Below are 13,207 nucleotides of genomic sequence, written 5' to 3'. Positions count from 1 at the left end.
ACCGCGCCATCAAACAACTCAACAACCTCGGCTACAACGTCACCATCACCCCGGTCACCGCAGCCTAACCCACCAATACTTTCGTATTAGTTGGGGGCGGGCTGATGGCTAACTGGGGAGAAGCTCGGCGGGGACCGAGTAGATCAGGACCACGGCGAGCAGATTCTTGGCGGCGTGGACCAGGTAAGAGAACATCAGGTTCCTGCCCGTCCATACGTAGACACCCACCAGGACCACGGCCATGCCCAGGTAAGGCGCCAGGGCGGACAGTTCGAAGCCCTCCCTGCCGATGGTGTGGATCGAAGCGAAGACCACCGTTGACACGATGCAGCAGATCCAGATGTTGACGTACTGGGACAACTTGCCGATCAGCAGGTGCCGGAACAGGTATTCCTCAACGAACGGGCCAAGGAGCACCAAAAGGGGCACCATGAGCCATGCGGGTACGTGTTGCAGCAGGCCCTGGATGCCCATTTGGTTCTCTGAACTCTGCGCGCCACCCAGGGCTGCAACCAGGATTGCCGTGATGATGAGCATGACCACCACGGCCAGGGGGACCATGCCCAGCGTGAACCACGGCCGGGTGCCCAGGATCCGGAAGTCCCGCCCCACCACGCGCCAGGCCGAAGCCAGCGCGAAGACTCCGACGGCGGCATAGAAGATCGCGTTCACGGCATAGGACGCCGTGGCCGGCTCCGGGAAGAACTGCAACATGAGCCGTTCCACCGACGCACCGGCAAACGTGAAGTAGGCCGTGAAGCCCACATAGGCCACGACGGCGGCAGCATCGAAGATGTTGAACCGGTACAGCCTGGTTTGCGTCGAAAGGGAGCCCATGTGACCAGCCTAGCTTTGCCGCCAGTAACTTGACTGGACAGCGTCCGCCCGGGCAGGCTGGAGCGATGGAGTCCTAACAGCAGCCCCTTCTTCCGGCTGCCTTCCCAGTGCCCACATGGCGTTCTGCCATTAACTGCGGACCTGCAAGGACATCTCTTGACCCATCACCTTCACCTTTCCGGCGTTTCCCACGGCTACGGGGACCGCGAACTTTTCACGTCTGTCGATTTGGTGGTCCACCACGGTGAACACCTTGCCGTCGTGGGCGAAAACGGCGCGGGCAAATCCACGCTGTTGCGCCTGCTCGCCGGTGAGGAAACGCCCGACGGCGGCACGGCCGGTCCGTTGGGCACCGGCGGCTACCGCGTGGGTTACCTTGCGCAGACCCACGGACTTCCCTCCCATTTGACGGTGGCGGATGCCATCGACACCTCCCTTTCCTCGTTGCGCTCACTGGAAGCCCGGATGGCGGACTTGGAGGAGAACCTGGCCGCGGCGGACCAGGAGTCCTTGGATCTTTACGGGCTGCTCAGCACCGAGTACCAGCTCCGGGAGGGGTACGCGGCCGAATCCCGCGTGGACTCAGCGCTGGACAAGCTGGGGCTGGGAGGCTTGGACCGGCGTCGGACGCTTTCCTCCCTGTCCGGAGGCGAGCAGGAACGGGTGGCGCTGGCCTGTTTGTTGGCCGACCCGGCGGATGCCCTGCTCCTCGACGAGCCCACCAACCATCTGGACGCCGCCGGAACCGAGTGGCTGGAAGCGAGGTTGACTGCCCACCGGGGGACCGTCGTCGTGATTTCGCATGACCGGGTCTTGCTGCGGAAGCTGGCCACCACCGTGATTGAAGTGGACGCTGATCGTCGTTCTGTGACGCGGTACGGCAACGGCTACGAGGGATATCTGGGCGAGAAGGCGGCTGAGCGTGCCCGATGGGTGCAGCAGTACGACGCGTGGATACACGCCATGGCCGCCGAGAAGCAGCAGGCCGCGACGGTGGCGGACGGCATGGGGTACGGCCGCAGGCGCGACAATGACAAGATGGCGTTCGGCGTGAAAACCGGCACGTGGGAAAGGGCCGCGGCAAGCAAGGTCCGCAATGCCCATGAGCGGCTCCGCCGGTTGGAAGAGAACCCGGTGGAACGGCCCCCCGAACCGTTGGCGTTGGCAGCCTCGCTTGATGGGCTCGATGGTGCCATTGAGGCTTCCGGTGTTGCAGTTCCCGGACGCCTTGAGCCTACGTCCCTCCGGGTATCCGCCGGCGACAAAGTGCTCCTGACCGGGCCGAACGGGGCTGGGAAGTCAACGTTGCTGTCCGTGCTCGCCGGGGATTCCGAACACTACTCGGGCGAGGTGCGACGTGTGGGCACCGTGGGCTACTTGCGGCAGGAACTGGACATCCCGGCCAAACCCGGGCTCCGGCTTCTCCCTGCATTCGCGGCAGGGCTCGGCGGGAACATCGACGGGCATGCGGAGGCGTTGCTTCGACTGGGGTTGTTCCGGCCCGCCGAGTTCCATGTTCCGGTGGGAAGCCTCTCCGCGGGACAGCAACGGCGCCTCGCGCTGGCCCGTCTGCTCCTGGGCGGCTTCGATACCCTCATCCTGGACGAACCCACCAACCACTTGGCGCCGGTGCTCGTGGAACAACTCGAGGAGGCGCTCGCTGGCTTTGGCGGCACCGTGGTGATCGTGAGCCACGACCGTGCGCTGGGGGAGTGGTTCGATGGCTGCGCTTCTTCAGTCCCCGTTGGCCACTGGGTGCGCCGGCGGATGGTGAACGGCTCTCTCCTCTAGCAACGCGGGGTCACTTCCGGCCCATGTTGCCCCGCCGGAGGGGCCGTGAGTGACCCCGCGTTGGCCTCCGGCGGCAAAGGTTTGTTGCCTGCGTCACGAGCTCCGCGTCATATGCCGTAAGATGGACGGGTTGCCCGAACGTTCGGCGTTCTGCGGTCTGCGTCACACAGAGGATTCCTCAACGAGGAAAAATCCGAATTTTGCGTGCCGGATCGGCCCCTGCTCCGGCACCGGCGCAACCACAACAGCAATACCCCAACCCACAAGGAACAGCTGTGCCGCAAAGTACTCCCACAGATCTCCAGAGCCCCAAGGCGTCATCCGCCAACGGGAGCTCCACCCTCAGTGCCGAGGGTTACCAGAAGACCCTGAGCCGCCGTCACGTGACCATGATCGCGATGGGCGGCGCGATCGGCGTCGGCCTCTTCATGGGTGCCGGTGGCCGCCTGGCCTCCACGGGCCCGGCCCTGATTTTCTCCTACGCCATTGCCGGCGTCATCGCCTACCTGCTGATGCGCGCCCTCGGCGAACTGATCATGTACCGCCAGACCTCGGGCTCGTTCGTGAGCTACGCCGGTGAAATGTTCGGCAAGAAGGGCGCCTACCTGTCCGGGTGGATGTACTTCATCAACTGGGCCATGACCGGTATTGCCGAACTCATCGCGATCGGCCTGTACTTCCAGTTCTTCTTCCCGAACGTGCCCGTGGAACTGTCCGCCATCGCAGCGCTGGTGCTGTTGGTGGCCGTGAACCTGTTCAGCGTCAAGGCGTTCGGTGAGTTCGAGTTCTGGGCTTCCTGCCTGAAGGTCGCCGCCATTGTGATCTTCCTGGCCGTGGGCACGTTCATGGTGGTCACCAATGCGCAGGTGGGCTCGGGCCACGCGTCCGTGGGCAACCTCTTCCACGATGAAGGCGGCATGTTCCCCAAGGGCGGCCTGGTGATGATCCTGGTCCTGAACGCCGTGATCTTCGCCTACAACGCCATCGAACTCGTCGGTATTACCGCTGGTGAGATGGAGAACCCGGAACGCGAAGTGCCCAAGGCGATCCGCGCCGTCGTGATCCGCATTGTGGTGTTCTACGTCGGTTCCGTGACCCTGCTGGCCATGCTGCTGCCGTCCGACCAGTACAAGGCCGGCACCTCGCCGTTCGTCACCGTGTTCGGGCAGATGGGCCTGGGCTGGATGGGCGATGTGATGAACATGATCGTCATCACCGCGGCTCTGTCCTCCTGCAACTCCGGCCTGTACTCGATCGGCCGGATCTTCCGCACCATGGCCAACAATGGGCACGCCCCGCAGTGGCTCACCAAGATGTCCACCCGCCACGTGCCGTACGCGGCCATCCTGGCGATCGGCGGCGTCTACCTGGTGGGCATCCTGCTCAACATCTGGCTGGGCGGTTCCCACGCGTTCGATCTCGCCCTCAACACGGCCTCCATCGGCGTGATCTTCACCTGGGGTTCGATCTTCGCGAGCCAGATTGCGCTGCGCAAGAAACGCGGCAAGGTCTCCTCCCTGCCGATGCCGGGATCGCCGTGGACGAGCTGGCTGGGCCTGATCGCCCTGCTGGCCATCACGGTACTGATCGGCTTCGACACCGTCACGGACAAGGCCACCGGGGATGTGTTCCTCCTGGGCCTGTGGACCCTCGCGACTATCCCGTTCTTCGCTGTGGTCCTCTGGCTTGGCTGGCAGAAGGTCAAGAACAACCAGCCCAAGAGCGAACTCTTCAGCTAGGTCCTTTTCAAATGCTCGACGGCGGGTGCCTCCTTTGCGGGGGCGCCCGCCGTTTCGGGTTGCGTGGCCGCTCTGTCGCGTTGCGGGGCCTGCTCTGCATCCCCACCGCCTCCCTCACCTCGCAAGCTCGGTCAGGGAACCCGGGCGGCGTGGGCCCTGCTTGGGAAATGGGGCGCACAGCGGGCCTCACAGCGGATGATCAGTTGGGAGTGTCAGTGCCCGGGTCTAGGCTCGATGTATGGATCACACCACCTCCCTGACCCAGCACGTCAACGCCAGCCCGGAGAAAGTCTGGGCCGTCATTTCGGATATCCCAGGTTCAGCCGGAACCATCTCCGGAATCGACGCCATCCAAATGCTCACGGACGGTCCCTACGGTGAAGGGACCCGTTGGAAAGAGACCCGCACCATGATGGGCCGCCAGGAAACCGTGGAGATGTGGGTGTCCCACACGGACCCGCCCCGCAGCACCACCGTCAAGGCCCTCCAGGGCGGCGCCGATTACACCACCCGATTTGCCCTGAGCGAGCGGGACGGAGGAACGGACCTGACCTTGACGTTCGGCGCCGAGGTCATCAAGCCAACGCTGCTGAGCAAGGTCACCATGGCGTTGTTCGGGAAGATTGGCATGAGCGTCACGCGCAAGGCCCTGGCCAAGGACCTCGCCGAGATCGCTGCGAAGGCGGAATCCCTCTGATGGCGGCGGCGAAGGTGGCGGCCCCCAAGATTTCGCCGGTGCGGTTGGAAGAACTGCGCGACGACGACGCCCCGGACTTCCAGCGCGGCGAGAGGTACGACGGCGTCCGGCTCACCCGCGTCTCGGCGGACGGCGAGGAGCTCAGTGGCGCCGACTTCATCGAGTGCGAGTTCAACAGCGTCTCCTTCAATGAGGCCCAGCTTCGTGGTGCAACGTTCCGGGAGTGCGTCCTGTCCGAGCCCTTTGCCCCGGTCTTTCCGGCGGCGCGGACTTCCTGGCAGGACGTAGAGATCACCAACCCGCGCTGGGGTTCGGCCGAACTTTACGAGGGCACTTGGCGCTCTGTCCGAATCGACGGCGGCAAACTCGACTATGTGAACCTCCGCGGCTCCAAGCTGATGGATGTGCAGATCTCGGATTGCATCATCAATGAACTCGATCTTGGTGGTGTCACGGGAACCCGGATTGCCTTGAAGAACTGCACCATCGGCTCTTTGGACGTCACGGGTGCAAAGCTCAAGGACGTGGACCTCCGAACCTCCGAGTTCCGCGGAATCAACGGCCTTGCGGGGCTGTCCGGAGTGGTGATCGACGACTATCAGCTAAGCCTCCTCGCCCCGCTGCTCGCCGGGCACCTGGGTATCCGCGTGGTCTAAGCCGGGCGTGCGGGTCGGTGGATGATCGTGAAGACATCTGTTGACCCGCTTGCCTGGCCGTGTAATCTTTATAGAACGAACGGTCGGTATATTATTCCGTTCCGGTCCCTTTCACTTCGCGAAGGATGTTCTCATGGTCGAGGCTTTTCTTGTTGGCGGCGCACGAACGCCGGTCGGTCGCTACGGTGGGGCGTTGTCCTCCGTCCGCCCCGACGACCTTGCCGCTTTGGTGGTCCGGGAAGCAGTGGAGCGTGCCGGCGTCGACCCTGACGCCATTGACGAGGTGATCCTTGGCAACGCGAACGGCGCAGGCGAGGAGAACCGCAACGTCGCCCGCATGGCCACCATCCTCGCCGGACTTCCCCTCCACATCCCCGGGATCACGGTCAACCGGCTCTGCGCCTCGGGCCTGAGCGCCATCATCATGGCCAGCCACATGATCAAGTCGGGAGCGGCGGACATTGTTGTTGCCGGTGGCGTTGAATCCATGAGCCGTGCACCGTGGGTGCAGGAGAAGCCAACCACTGCGTTCGCCAAGCCGGGCCAGATTTTCGACACGTCCATCGGCTGGCGCTTCGCCAACCCGCTCTTCACCAAGGGCGAGCTGTCCCGCGACGGCAAGATGACGTACTCAATGCCGGAAACCGCCGAGGAAGTGGGCCGGGTGGACAACATTTCCCGCGAAGACGCCGACGCCTTCGCCGTCCGCTCCCACGAACGCGCCCTGGCAGCGATCGCCGGCGGCAGGTTCAAGGACGAGATCGTTCCCGTCACGGTCAAGACCCGCAAGTCCGAAATCGTGGTGGACACGGACGAGGGTCCACGCGAGGGGACCACCATGGATGTCCTGGCCGGGCTCCGTCCGGTCGTTCCGGGCGGTTCGGTGGTGACGGCAGGCAACTCCTCCAGCCTCAACGACGGCGCTTCCGCCATCATCGTCGCTTCGGAGTCGGCCATCCAGAAATTCGGCCTGACGCCGCGTGCCCGAATCATCGACGGCGCCTCGGCCGGCTGCGAGCCGGAGATCATGGGCATTGGTCCTGTTCCGGCAACGCAAAAGGTCCTGGCGCGGACGGGGCTCACGGCAGACCAGTTGGGCGCGGTGGAACTCAACGAGGCCTTCGCCACGCAGTCGCTGGCCACCATGCGTCGCCTGGGGCTTGACCCGGAGATCGTGAACAACGACGGCGGTGCCATCAGTTTGGGACATCCGCTCGGTTCCAGCGGCTCACGGATCGCCATTACGCTGCTGGGCCGCATGGAGCGTGAACTCGCCTCTACTGTTGGACGGAAGCTCGGCCTGGCCACCATGTGCATCGGCGTGGGCCAAGGAACTGCAATGCTGCTGGAAGGCGTGTAATGGCACTGAACCCCGAAGACTTCAGCACCCTCCTGGTTGAGGAGCGCGAGGATCGCCTCACCGTTCTCCTGAACCGTCCCGAGGTCCGCAACGCCATTGACCAGCAGATGGTGGATGAGCTCCACGCCGTCTGCGCCGAGCTCGAACAGAACCCGAAAGTGCTGATCATCGCCGGGACCGACGGTGTGTTCGCTTCCGGTGCCGATATTGGACAGTTGCGGGAGCGGCGCCGGGACGATGCCCTCCAGGGAATCAACTCCACCATCTTCGTGCGCATCGCGAAGCTGCCCATGCCGGTCATTGCTGCGTTGGACGGCTATTGCCTGGGCGGGGGAGCGGAGCTCGCCTACGCCGCCGATTTCCGGATTGGAACGCCGAGCGTTCGCATCGGTAACCCTGAGACCGGCCTCGGCATCCTTGCCGCGGCCGGTGCCAGCTGGCGACTCAAGGAACTCGTCGGGGAGCCGAAAGCCAAGGAAATCCTCCTGGCCGGGGCGGTGCTGCGGGCAGAGGAAGCGTTGCGGATCAACCTCATCACGGGGATCTACGAGGCTCCGGAACTCATGGATGCAGCCCACGCTTTGGCCGACCGTATTGCACGACAGGACCCCTTGGCAGTCCGCATCACCAAGTCCGTGTTCCATGCGCCCGCTGAAGCACACCCCTTGATCGACACCCTGGCCCAGGGAATCCTCTTCGAATCCCAGGCCAAGTTCGACCGCATGCAGGCCTTCCTGGACAAGAAGGGTGCAGACAAGAAGAACAACAAAGCCGAGCCAGAGAGCAGGACCCAGAAATGACAGCAGTTCCCGCCATCCCGCACGTGGTCGGAGTCCTCGGCGGGGGCCGCATGGGCGCCGGAATTGCCCACGCCTTCCTGACGAAGGGTGCCACCGTGATCGTCGTGGAGCGTGACCACGAGGCGGCGGCGGGGGCCCATGGCCGCGTCTCGGAAGCAGTGGCCAAGTCGGCAGCACGCGGCACGTTGTCCGAGACACCGGAAGAGGCTCTGTCCCGCTTCAGCACCTCCACGGACTACGAATCCTTCATCCACTGCGGCCTCGTGGTCGAGGCAGTGCCGGAGGACTATGACCTCAAAGTCAAAGCACTGCGTTCAGTGGAGGAACACCTTTCAGCGGATGCCTTCCTGGCCTCGAATACCTCGTCCCTGTCCGTGACGGGCCTGGGCAACGAGCTTCAACGTCCTGCCAACTTCGTAGGCCTTCACTTCTTCAACCCGGTGCCCGCCTCCACCCTCATTGAGGTGGTTCTGGGCAAGGAAACCTCACCCGAACTTGCTGCCGCGGCGAAAAGCTGGACCGAGGCACTCGGCAAGACCGCCGTCGTCGTCAATGATGCGCCAGGCTTCGCATCCTCAAGGCTTGGCGTGGCGATCGCGCTGGAGGCAATGCGCATGGTCGAGGAAGGCGTGGCCTCGGCCGAAGACATCGATGCCGCCATGGTGCTGGGTTACAAGCACCCGACGGGGCCGCTGAAGACCACGGACATTGTTGGCCTGGACGTTCGTTTGGGCATCGCCGAGTACCTCCACTCCACGCTCGGCGATCGCTTTGCGCCGCCCCAGATCCTTCGGGACAAAGTGGCGCGTGGCGAGCTGGGCCGCAAGACCGGCAAGGGATTCTTCGACTGGAACGATTAGGCTGGCCGGGTGACTGCCATTGAACCCATCACCCTGACCGGCCAATTCGTCACCCTTGAACCGCTCCGCACGGACCACCACGACGGCTTGGTGGACGCAGCGCGGGACGGTGAACTGTGGAAGCTCTGGTACACCTCCGTGCCCACCCCAGAGGGAATGGCCGGGGAGATCGAGCGGCGGCTTGCCCTCCAGGAAGCTGGTTCCATGCTGCCGTTCGCCACGCGGCTGAACAGCACCGGCAAGGTGATCGGGATGACCACGTACATGAACATCGATCCGGTGCTGCCGCGCGTCGAGATCGGCTCCACCTGGAACGCCGCGTCCGCCCACGGGACGGGGACCAACCCGGATTCCAAGCTGCTGCTCCTGCGCCACGCGTTCGAGACCCTGGGCTGCCCGGCCGTCGAATTCCGTACGCACTGGCTCAACCAACAATCCCGCGATGCGATCGCCCGTCTCGGTGCCAAGCAGGATGGGGTGCTGCGGAACCACACCCGCAGCGCCGACGGAGCCCTGCGGGACACCGTGGTGTTCTCCATCCTGGAGCACGAATGGCCTGCCGTCCGGAACGGCTTGTGGTTCAGGCTGTCCAAGTACACCGCCGCTGCGCCGAGGGGTTAGCTTTGGGGGCCAGGCATGCCCCTAAACCCCGGAAGCCAACCCCTCGCGGTGCACACCTCTGTGGTTACCTCTGGGAGCCAGGCATGCCCTAGCCCCCGGAAGCCAACCCCTCGCGTTGCACACCTCTGTGGTTAGCTGGCTCTTATGGATGGGATGACTTCAGCGCCCCAGGCGGTCCCTTGGGATGGCGCCGTCAATGCCTGGCGGATCGCCGGCGATGTGTACCGGATGGGCCGCCATGAGTGGGTCACCGCGGCTGGCTGGCAGCAGATGTACGACGACGGCGTCCGCACCGTGATCGATCTTCGCGCCTCGCGCGAGCGGCGGCAACGCGACACCGATCCTGAGGTGCCGGACGACGTGAAGGCGCGGATCGACGTCGTCCACTGCCCAACGGAAGACCCGGACCACAGCCGGTTCACCACGCTCTTTGGTCCGTACCTCAAGGAGCCGGGCCAGTACGGGGAATACCTCGCGCTGTTTGCGGACAAGATCGCGCTCGTTTTTCAAGCGATTGCGGCCTCGCCGGGCAAAGTGGTGGTCCACTGTTCCGCGGGGCGGGACCGCAGCGGAGTGATTGCGTTGATGCTGCAGCGACTGGCGGGTGTCGATGACCGGGAGATCGTCCGCGGCTACGAGTTGGCTGCCCGCGGAATCAACGAGCGGCACCGGACCCACGGTGCGCCGCACGCCCACGATCCTTACCTGCCGGATGCGGATCTTGAATCGCTGCTGGAGCGTCGACGCACTGCGCTCGTGGCTTTTCTTGCCGGGCTTGACGTGCAGGGCTACCTGCGAGCCAACGGCATTACGGATGCCCAGATCGCTTTGCTAAAGGCGAAACTCACCGCCTGATACGGCTGCTGATACGGCCGCGGCAAAATTTCTTGCTGACCTTGGCCGGTCCTTCATGTACCCTGTATATATTACCGAACGGCCGGTCAGTAAATGTTGGCCTCTCCAGCGATGACCGTGCCGCTTTCATGTGCCTTGGAAGGACCCGTCGACGATGACCACAACAGCAGTCGCCCCGGAAACCACAGCCGTTGCAACCGTCCCCAGCTACGTGCAGGACGCCTGGTGGACTCCGGCCCCCGAAGCCAAGACCGTCCCGGTCCGTGATGCCAGCACCGGAGAAGTCCTGGCCAACGTGAGCACCGACGGGCTGGACCTTGCCGCCGTCGTGAACTTCGGGCGCACCACCGGCCAGACCGAACTGGGCAAGCTGACGTTCCACCAGCGCGCACTCAAGCTCAAAGAGCTGGCCATGTACCTGAACGGCCGCCGCGAAGAGCTGTACGCCGAGTCCTCGCAGTCCGGTGCCACCAAGATCGACAACATGATCGACATCGACGGCGGCATTGGCGTGCTCTTCACGTTCGGTTCCAAGGGTCGCCGTGAACTGCCCAACTCGCAGGTTGTGGTGGACGGTCCCATGGAGATCCTGTCCAAGGACGGCTCGTTCGCTGGCGAACACATTTACACGCGCATCCCGGGCGTCGCAGTGCAGATCAATGCGTTCAACTTCCCGGTGTGGGGCATGCTGGAGAAGTTCGCGCCAGCGTTCCTGGCCGGGGTTCCCACCATCGTCAAGCCGGCCACTCCCACGGGGTACGTTGCCGCCGCCGCCGTTCGCGCGATCGTCGAATCCGGCATCCTGCCCGCCGGCTCCCTGCAGCTGATCTCCGGCTCGGCCCGGACCCTCTTGGACGAACTCGACTACCGCGACCTCGTGTCCTTCACAGGCTCGGCATCGACTGCCAACTCCCTCAAGTCGCACCCAAACGTAGTCCAGGGCGGTGTTCGCTTCACCTCGGAGACGGACTCCCTCAACGCCGCTATCCTCGGCCCTGACGCCGTCCCGGGCACTCCCGAGTTCGACGCTTTCGTCAAGGCCGTCGTCACCGAAATGACCGTCAAGGCCGGCCAGAAGTGCACCGCCATCCGCCGTGTCCTCGTCCCTGCCGCACTGACGTCCGAGGTCGCCGCCGCCATCGGTGCCCGCATCACCGAACGCGTTGTTGTGGGCGACCCGCGCGCCGAAGGCGTCACCATGGGCGCGCTCGCTTCGCTGGAACAGCTCGCCGACGTCCGGGCTGCTGTCCAGTCAATGCTCGACGCCGGCGGTGAGCTTGCGTACGGAAGCCTCGATGCGCCGTCGGTCACCTCGGTTGGGGGCGCTGTGGGCGTGGTGGAGGATGGTGCCTTCATGGCGCCCGTACTGCTGAGCTGGGCGGATGCCGAAGCCGAGGAAGTCCACTCCTTGGAGGCGTTTGGACCCGTGTCCTCTGTCCTGGGGTACAAGGACCTCGCCGACGCCGTGCGCCTGGCCGCCCGTGGATCCGGCTCGCTCGTGGCTTCTGTCTGCACGAACGACCCCGCTGTGGCGCAGGAGCTGGTTCTGGGGATTGCCGCCCATCACGGCCGCGTTCACATGCTGAACCGCGAGGACGCACGTTCCTCCACGGGGCACGGTTCGCCCGTGCCGCACTTGGTCCACGGTGGCCCGGGACGTGCCGGCGGTGGCGAGGAGCTCGGTGGCATCCGCTCCGTGCTGCACCACATGCAGCGCACGGCTATCCAGGGCTCACCCAACATGCTCACGGCTGTTACCGGCCAGTGGCACACGGGGGCTGACCGGAACTTTACCGTCGAAAGCGAAGGCGAGCACCCGTTCCGCAAGTCCCTTGCCACGCTGCGTATTGGTGATGCAGTTCGTTCCGAGCTGCGTCAGGTGGCCCTTGAGGACATCACGGCCTTCGCCAACTCCACGGGCGATACCTTCTACGCACACACCAACCAGGAAGCCGCCGAGGCCAACCCGTTCTTCCCGGGCATCGTGGCTCATGGCTACTTGCTGCTGAGCTGGGCCGCCGGGTTGTTCGTGGAGCCTGCTCCGGGTCCCGTGCTGGCCAACTACGGCCTGGAGAACCTGCGCTTCATCACGCCCGTGGCCGCCGGTGATTCGATCCGTGTGACCCTGACCGCCAAGAAGATCACGCCGCGTGAGACGGACGAGTACGGCGAGGTTGCCTGGGACGCCGTCCTGACCAACCAGAACGACGAAATCGTAGCCACCTACGACGTCCTCACCCTCGTAGAGAAGTAACCCTCTCTCACCGAATCGCCCTCTTGGCGGGACCCTCTCTCACCGAATCGCCGATTTGGTGGGATCCTCTCTCACCGAATCGCCGGTCAAACGCGATGCTCTCTCACGAAGAACGCCTTCCCAAACGGGAAGGCGTTCTTCGTTTTCGATTGACTACAGCTGGTATTCGGCCTGTTGGCCCAAGGTTTCATGAATGCAGAGCACGTTGTTTTCCGAGTCCATGAACCAAGCGCACTTTTCGGCGTCGGTTGTGCAGATATGGTTCTCGGTCTTGAGGTCAGGCTGGTCATAGTCCTGGAATGTGACACCCCGTGCTTCCATCTCGGCTACCAGGCGTTCGATGTCCTTAACCTCAAAACTAAGTGCCGTATGGCTGGAGTGCATGCCATCCGTGATGGGCAACAGTTGTAGCATTGCGCCGCCGTCGTTGCCGAACAAATCGTTTCCATCCCAGGTCTTGCCTCTGTGCGGCAGGCCGAGCTTCTCCGCATAGAACATGCGTGCGCGGCTCATGTCATCGACGGGCAGGACAGTTGTGGCTGTGTTGAGGGCTAGATGCATTTTGGCCACCTCCTACGCTGAAAATTTTACGCTTGGGGCAGCCATCGTGACCTTACGATTCCCGTTCGGACTGCCCGCGTGTGGGGTTAGCCTCTGTTGGTGGACACCTGAAGTAGCGGGATCGTGGGATTCTGCGGGAAGGTGTTCTTGTGAGCACGACACGACGTAAATTCACT

General features: G+C 64.0%; 12 protein-coding genes. 10 read left to right on the top strand and 2 right to left on the bottom strand.

Going from position 1 to position 13,207, the window contains the following annotated elements:
- Positions 1-108 precede the first annotated feature (108 nt).
- The gene (locus ACH488_RS21640) at positions 109-837 is read right to left on the bottom strand and encodes a lysostaphin resistance A-like protein (RefSeq protein WP_397326656.1); all 729 of its coding nucleotides are present in this window, start codon (positions 835-837) and stop codon (positions 109-111) included.
- Positions 838-993: 156 nt separating this feature from the next.
- Between ACH488_RS21640 and ACH488_RS21635 the strand changes: the two genes are divergently transcribed.
- From ACH488_RS21635 to paaZ, 10 genes are all read left to right on the top strand, one after another.
- Positions 994-2,628: an ABC-F family ATP-binding cassette domain-containing protein gene (locus ACH488_RS21635; protein ID WP_397326655.1), complete on the top strand. Its 1,635-nt coding sequence runs from the start codon at positions 994-996 to the stop codon at positions 2,626-2,628.
- A gap of 275 nt (positions 2,629-2,903) precedes the next feature.
- Positions 2,904-4,367 (top strand): amino acid permease, encoded by a 1,464-nt coding sequence (locus tag ACH488_RS21630; protein WP_397326654.1) that lies wholly within the window; start codon positions 2,904-2,906, stop codon positions 4,365-4,367.
- A 238-nt stretch (positions 4,368-4,605) separates the two neighbouring features.
- Positions 4,606-5,064, top strand: coding sequence for an SRPBCC family protein (locus ACH488_RS21625; protein WP_397326653.1), 459 nt, complete (start codon positions 4,606-4,608; stop codon positions 5,062-5,064).
- The gene (locus ACH488_RS21620; RefSeq protein ID WP_397326652.1) at positions 5,064-5,720 is read left to right on the top strand and encodes a pentapeptide repeat-containing protein; all 657 of its coding nucleotides are present in this window, start codon (positions 5,064-5,066) and stop codon (positions 5,718-5,720) included. The genes ACH488_RS21625 and ACH488_RS21620 overlap by 1 nt, the downstream gene beginning before the upstream one ends.
- 133 nt (positions 5,721-5,853) lie before the next feature.
- The gene (locus ACH488_RS21615) at positions 5,854-7,080 is read left to right on the top strand and encodes a thiolase family protein (protein WP_397326651.1); all 1,227 of its coding nucleotides are present in this window, start codon (positions 5,854-5,856) and stop codon (positions 7,078-7,080) included.
- A complete protein-coding gene (locus ACH488_RS21610; protein ID WP_397326650.1) occupies positions 7,080-7,880 on the top strand; it encodes an enoyl-CoA hydratase/isomerase family protein in 801 nt (266 codons plus the stop codon). The genes ACH488_RS21615 and ACH488_RS21610 overlap by 1 nt, the downstream gene beginning before the upstream one ends.
- Positions 7,877-8,740: a 3-hydroxyacyl-CoA dehydrogenase family protein gene (locus tag ACH488_RS21605; RefSeq protein WP_397326649.1), complete on the top strand. Its 864-nt coding sequence runs from the start codon at positions 7,877-7,879 to the stop codon at positions 8,738-8,740. The genes ACH488_RS21610 and ACH488_RS21605 overlap by 4 nt, the downstream gene beginning before the upstream one ends.
- Before the next feature lie 9 nt (positions 8,741-8,749).
- A complete protein-coding gene (locus tag ACH488_RS21600; RefSeq protein WP_397326648.1) occupies positions 8,750-9,361 on the top strand; it encodes a GNAT family N-acetyltransferase in 612 nt (203 codons plus the stop codon).
- 144 nt (positions 9,362-9,505) lie between these two features.
- Positions 9,506-10,216, top strand: a complete 711-nt coding sequence (locus ACH488_RS21595) for a tyrosine-protein phosphatase (RefSeq protein WP_397326647.1) — start codon at positions 9,506-9,508, stop codon at positions 10,214-10,216.
- A gap of 154 nt (positions 10,217-10,370) precedes the next feature.
- A complete protein-coding gene (paaZ, locus tag ACH488_RS21590) occupies positions 10,371-12,470 on the top strand; it encodes a phenylacetic acid degradation bifunctional protein PaaZ (protein ID WP_397326646.1) in 2,100 nt (699 codons plus the stop codon).
- A gap of 153 nt (positions 12,471-12,623) precedes the next feature.
- Here the strand turns inward: paaZ and ACH488_RS21585 are convergent, their stop codons facing one another.
- The gene (locus ACH488_RS21585) at positions 12,624-13,031 is read right to left on the bottom strand and encodes a VOC family protein (protein ID WP_397326645.1); all 408 of its coding nucleotides are present in this window, start codon (positions 13,029-13,031) and stop codon (positions 12,624-12,626) included.
- Positions 13,032-13,207 lie beyond the last annotated feature (176 nt).

The organism is Paenarthrobacter sp. NPDC018779 (assembly GCF_044391085.1).
Taxonomy (GTDB): Bacteria; Actinomycetota; Actinomycetes; order Actinomycetales; family Micrococcaceae; genus Arthrobacter.
The sequence above is the reverse complement of the archived record's forward strand: the minus strand, read 5'-3'. Positions and strand labels throughout refer to the sequence as shown.

What these genes read in the sequence shown, in the direction of transcription:
- ACH488_RS21605 (WP_397326649.1), top strand. Translation starts at nt 7,877, where the DNA reads ATGACAGCAGTTCCCGCCATCCCGCACGTGGTCGGAGTCCTCGGCGGG.
- ACH488_RS21610 (WP_397326650.1), top strand. Translation starts at nt 7,080, where the DNA reads ATGGCACTGAACCCCGAAGACTTCAGCACCCTCCTGGTTGAGGAGCGC.
- ACH488_RS21625 (WP_397326653.1), top strand. Translation starts at nt 4,606, where the DNA reads ATGGATCACACCACCTCCCTGACCCAGCACGTCAACGCCAGCCCGGAG.
- ACH488_RS21595 (WP_397326647.1), top strand. Translation starts at nt 9,506, where the DNA reads ATGGATGGGATGACTTCAGCGCCCCAGGCGGTCCCTTGGGATGGCGCC.
- ACH488_RS21620 (WP_397326652.1), top strand. Translation starts at nt 5,064, where the DNA reads ATGGCGGCGGCGAAGGTGGCGGCCCCCAAGATTTCGCCGGTGCGGTTG.
- ACH488_RS21640 (WP_397326656.1), bottom strand. Translation starts at nt 837, where the DNA reads ATGGGCTCCCTTTCGACGCAAACCAGGCTGTACCGGTTCAACATCTTC.
- ACH488_RS21615 (WP_397326651.1), top strand. Translation starts at nt 5,854, where the DNA reads ATGGTCGAGGCTTTTCTTGTTGGCGGCGCACGAACGCCGGTCGGTCGC.
- ACH488_RS21585 (WP_397326645.1), bottom strand. Translation starts at nt 13,031, where the DNA reads ATGCATCTAGCCCTCAACACAGCCACAACTGTCCTGCCCGTCGATGAC.
- paaZ (WP_397326646.1), top strand. Translation starts at nt 10,371, where the DNA reads ATGACCACAACAGCAGTCGCCCCGGAAACCACAGCCGTTGCAACCGTC.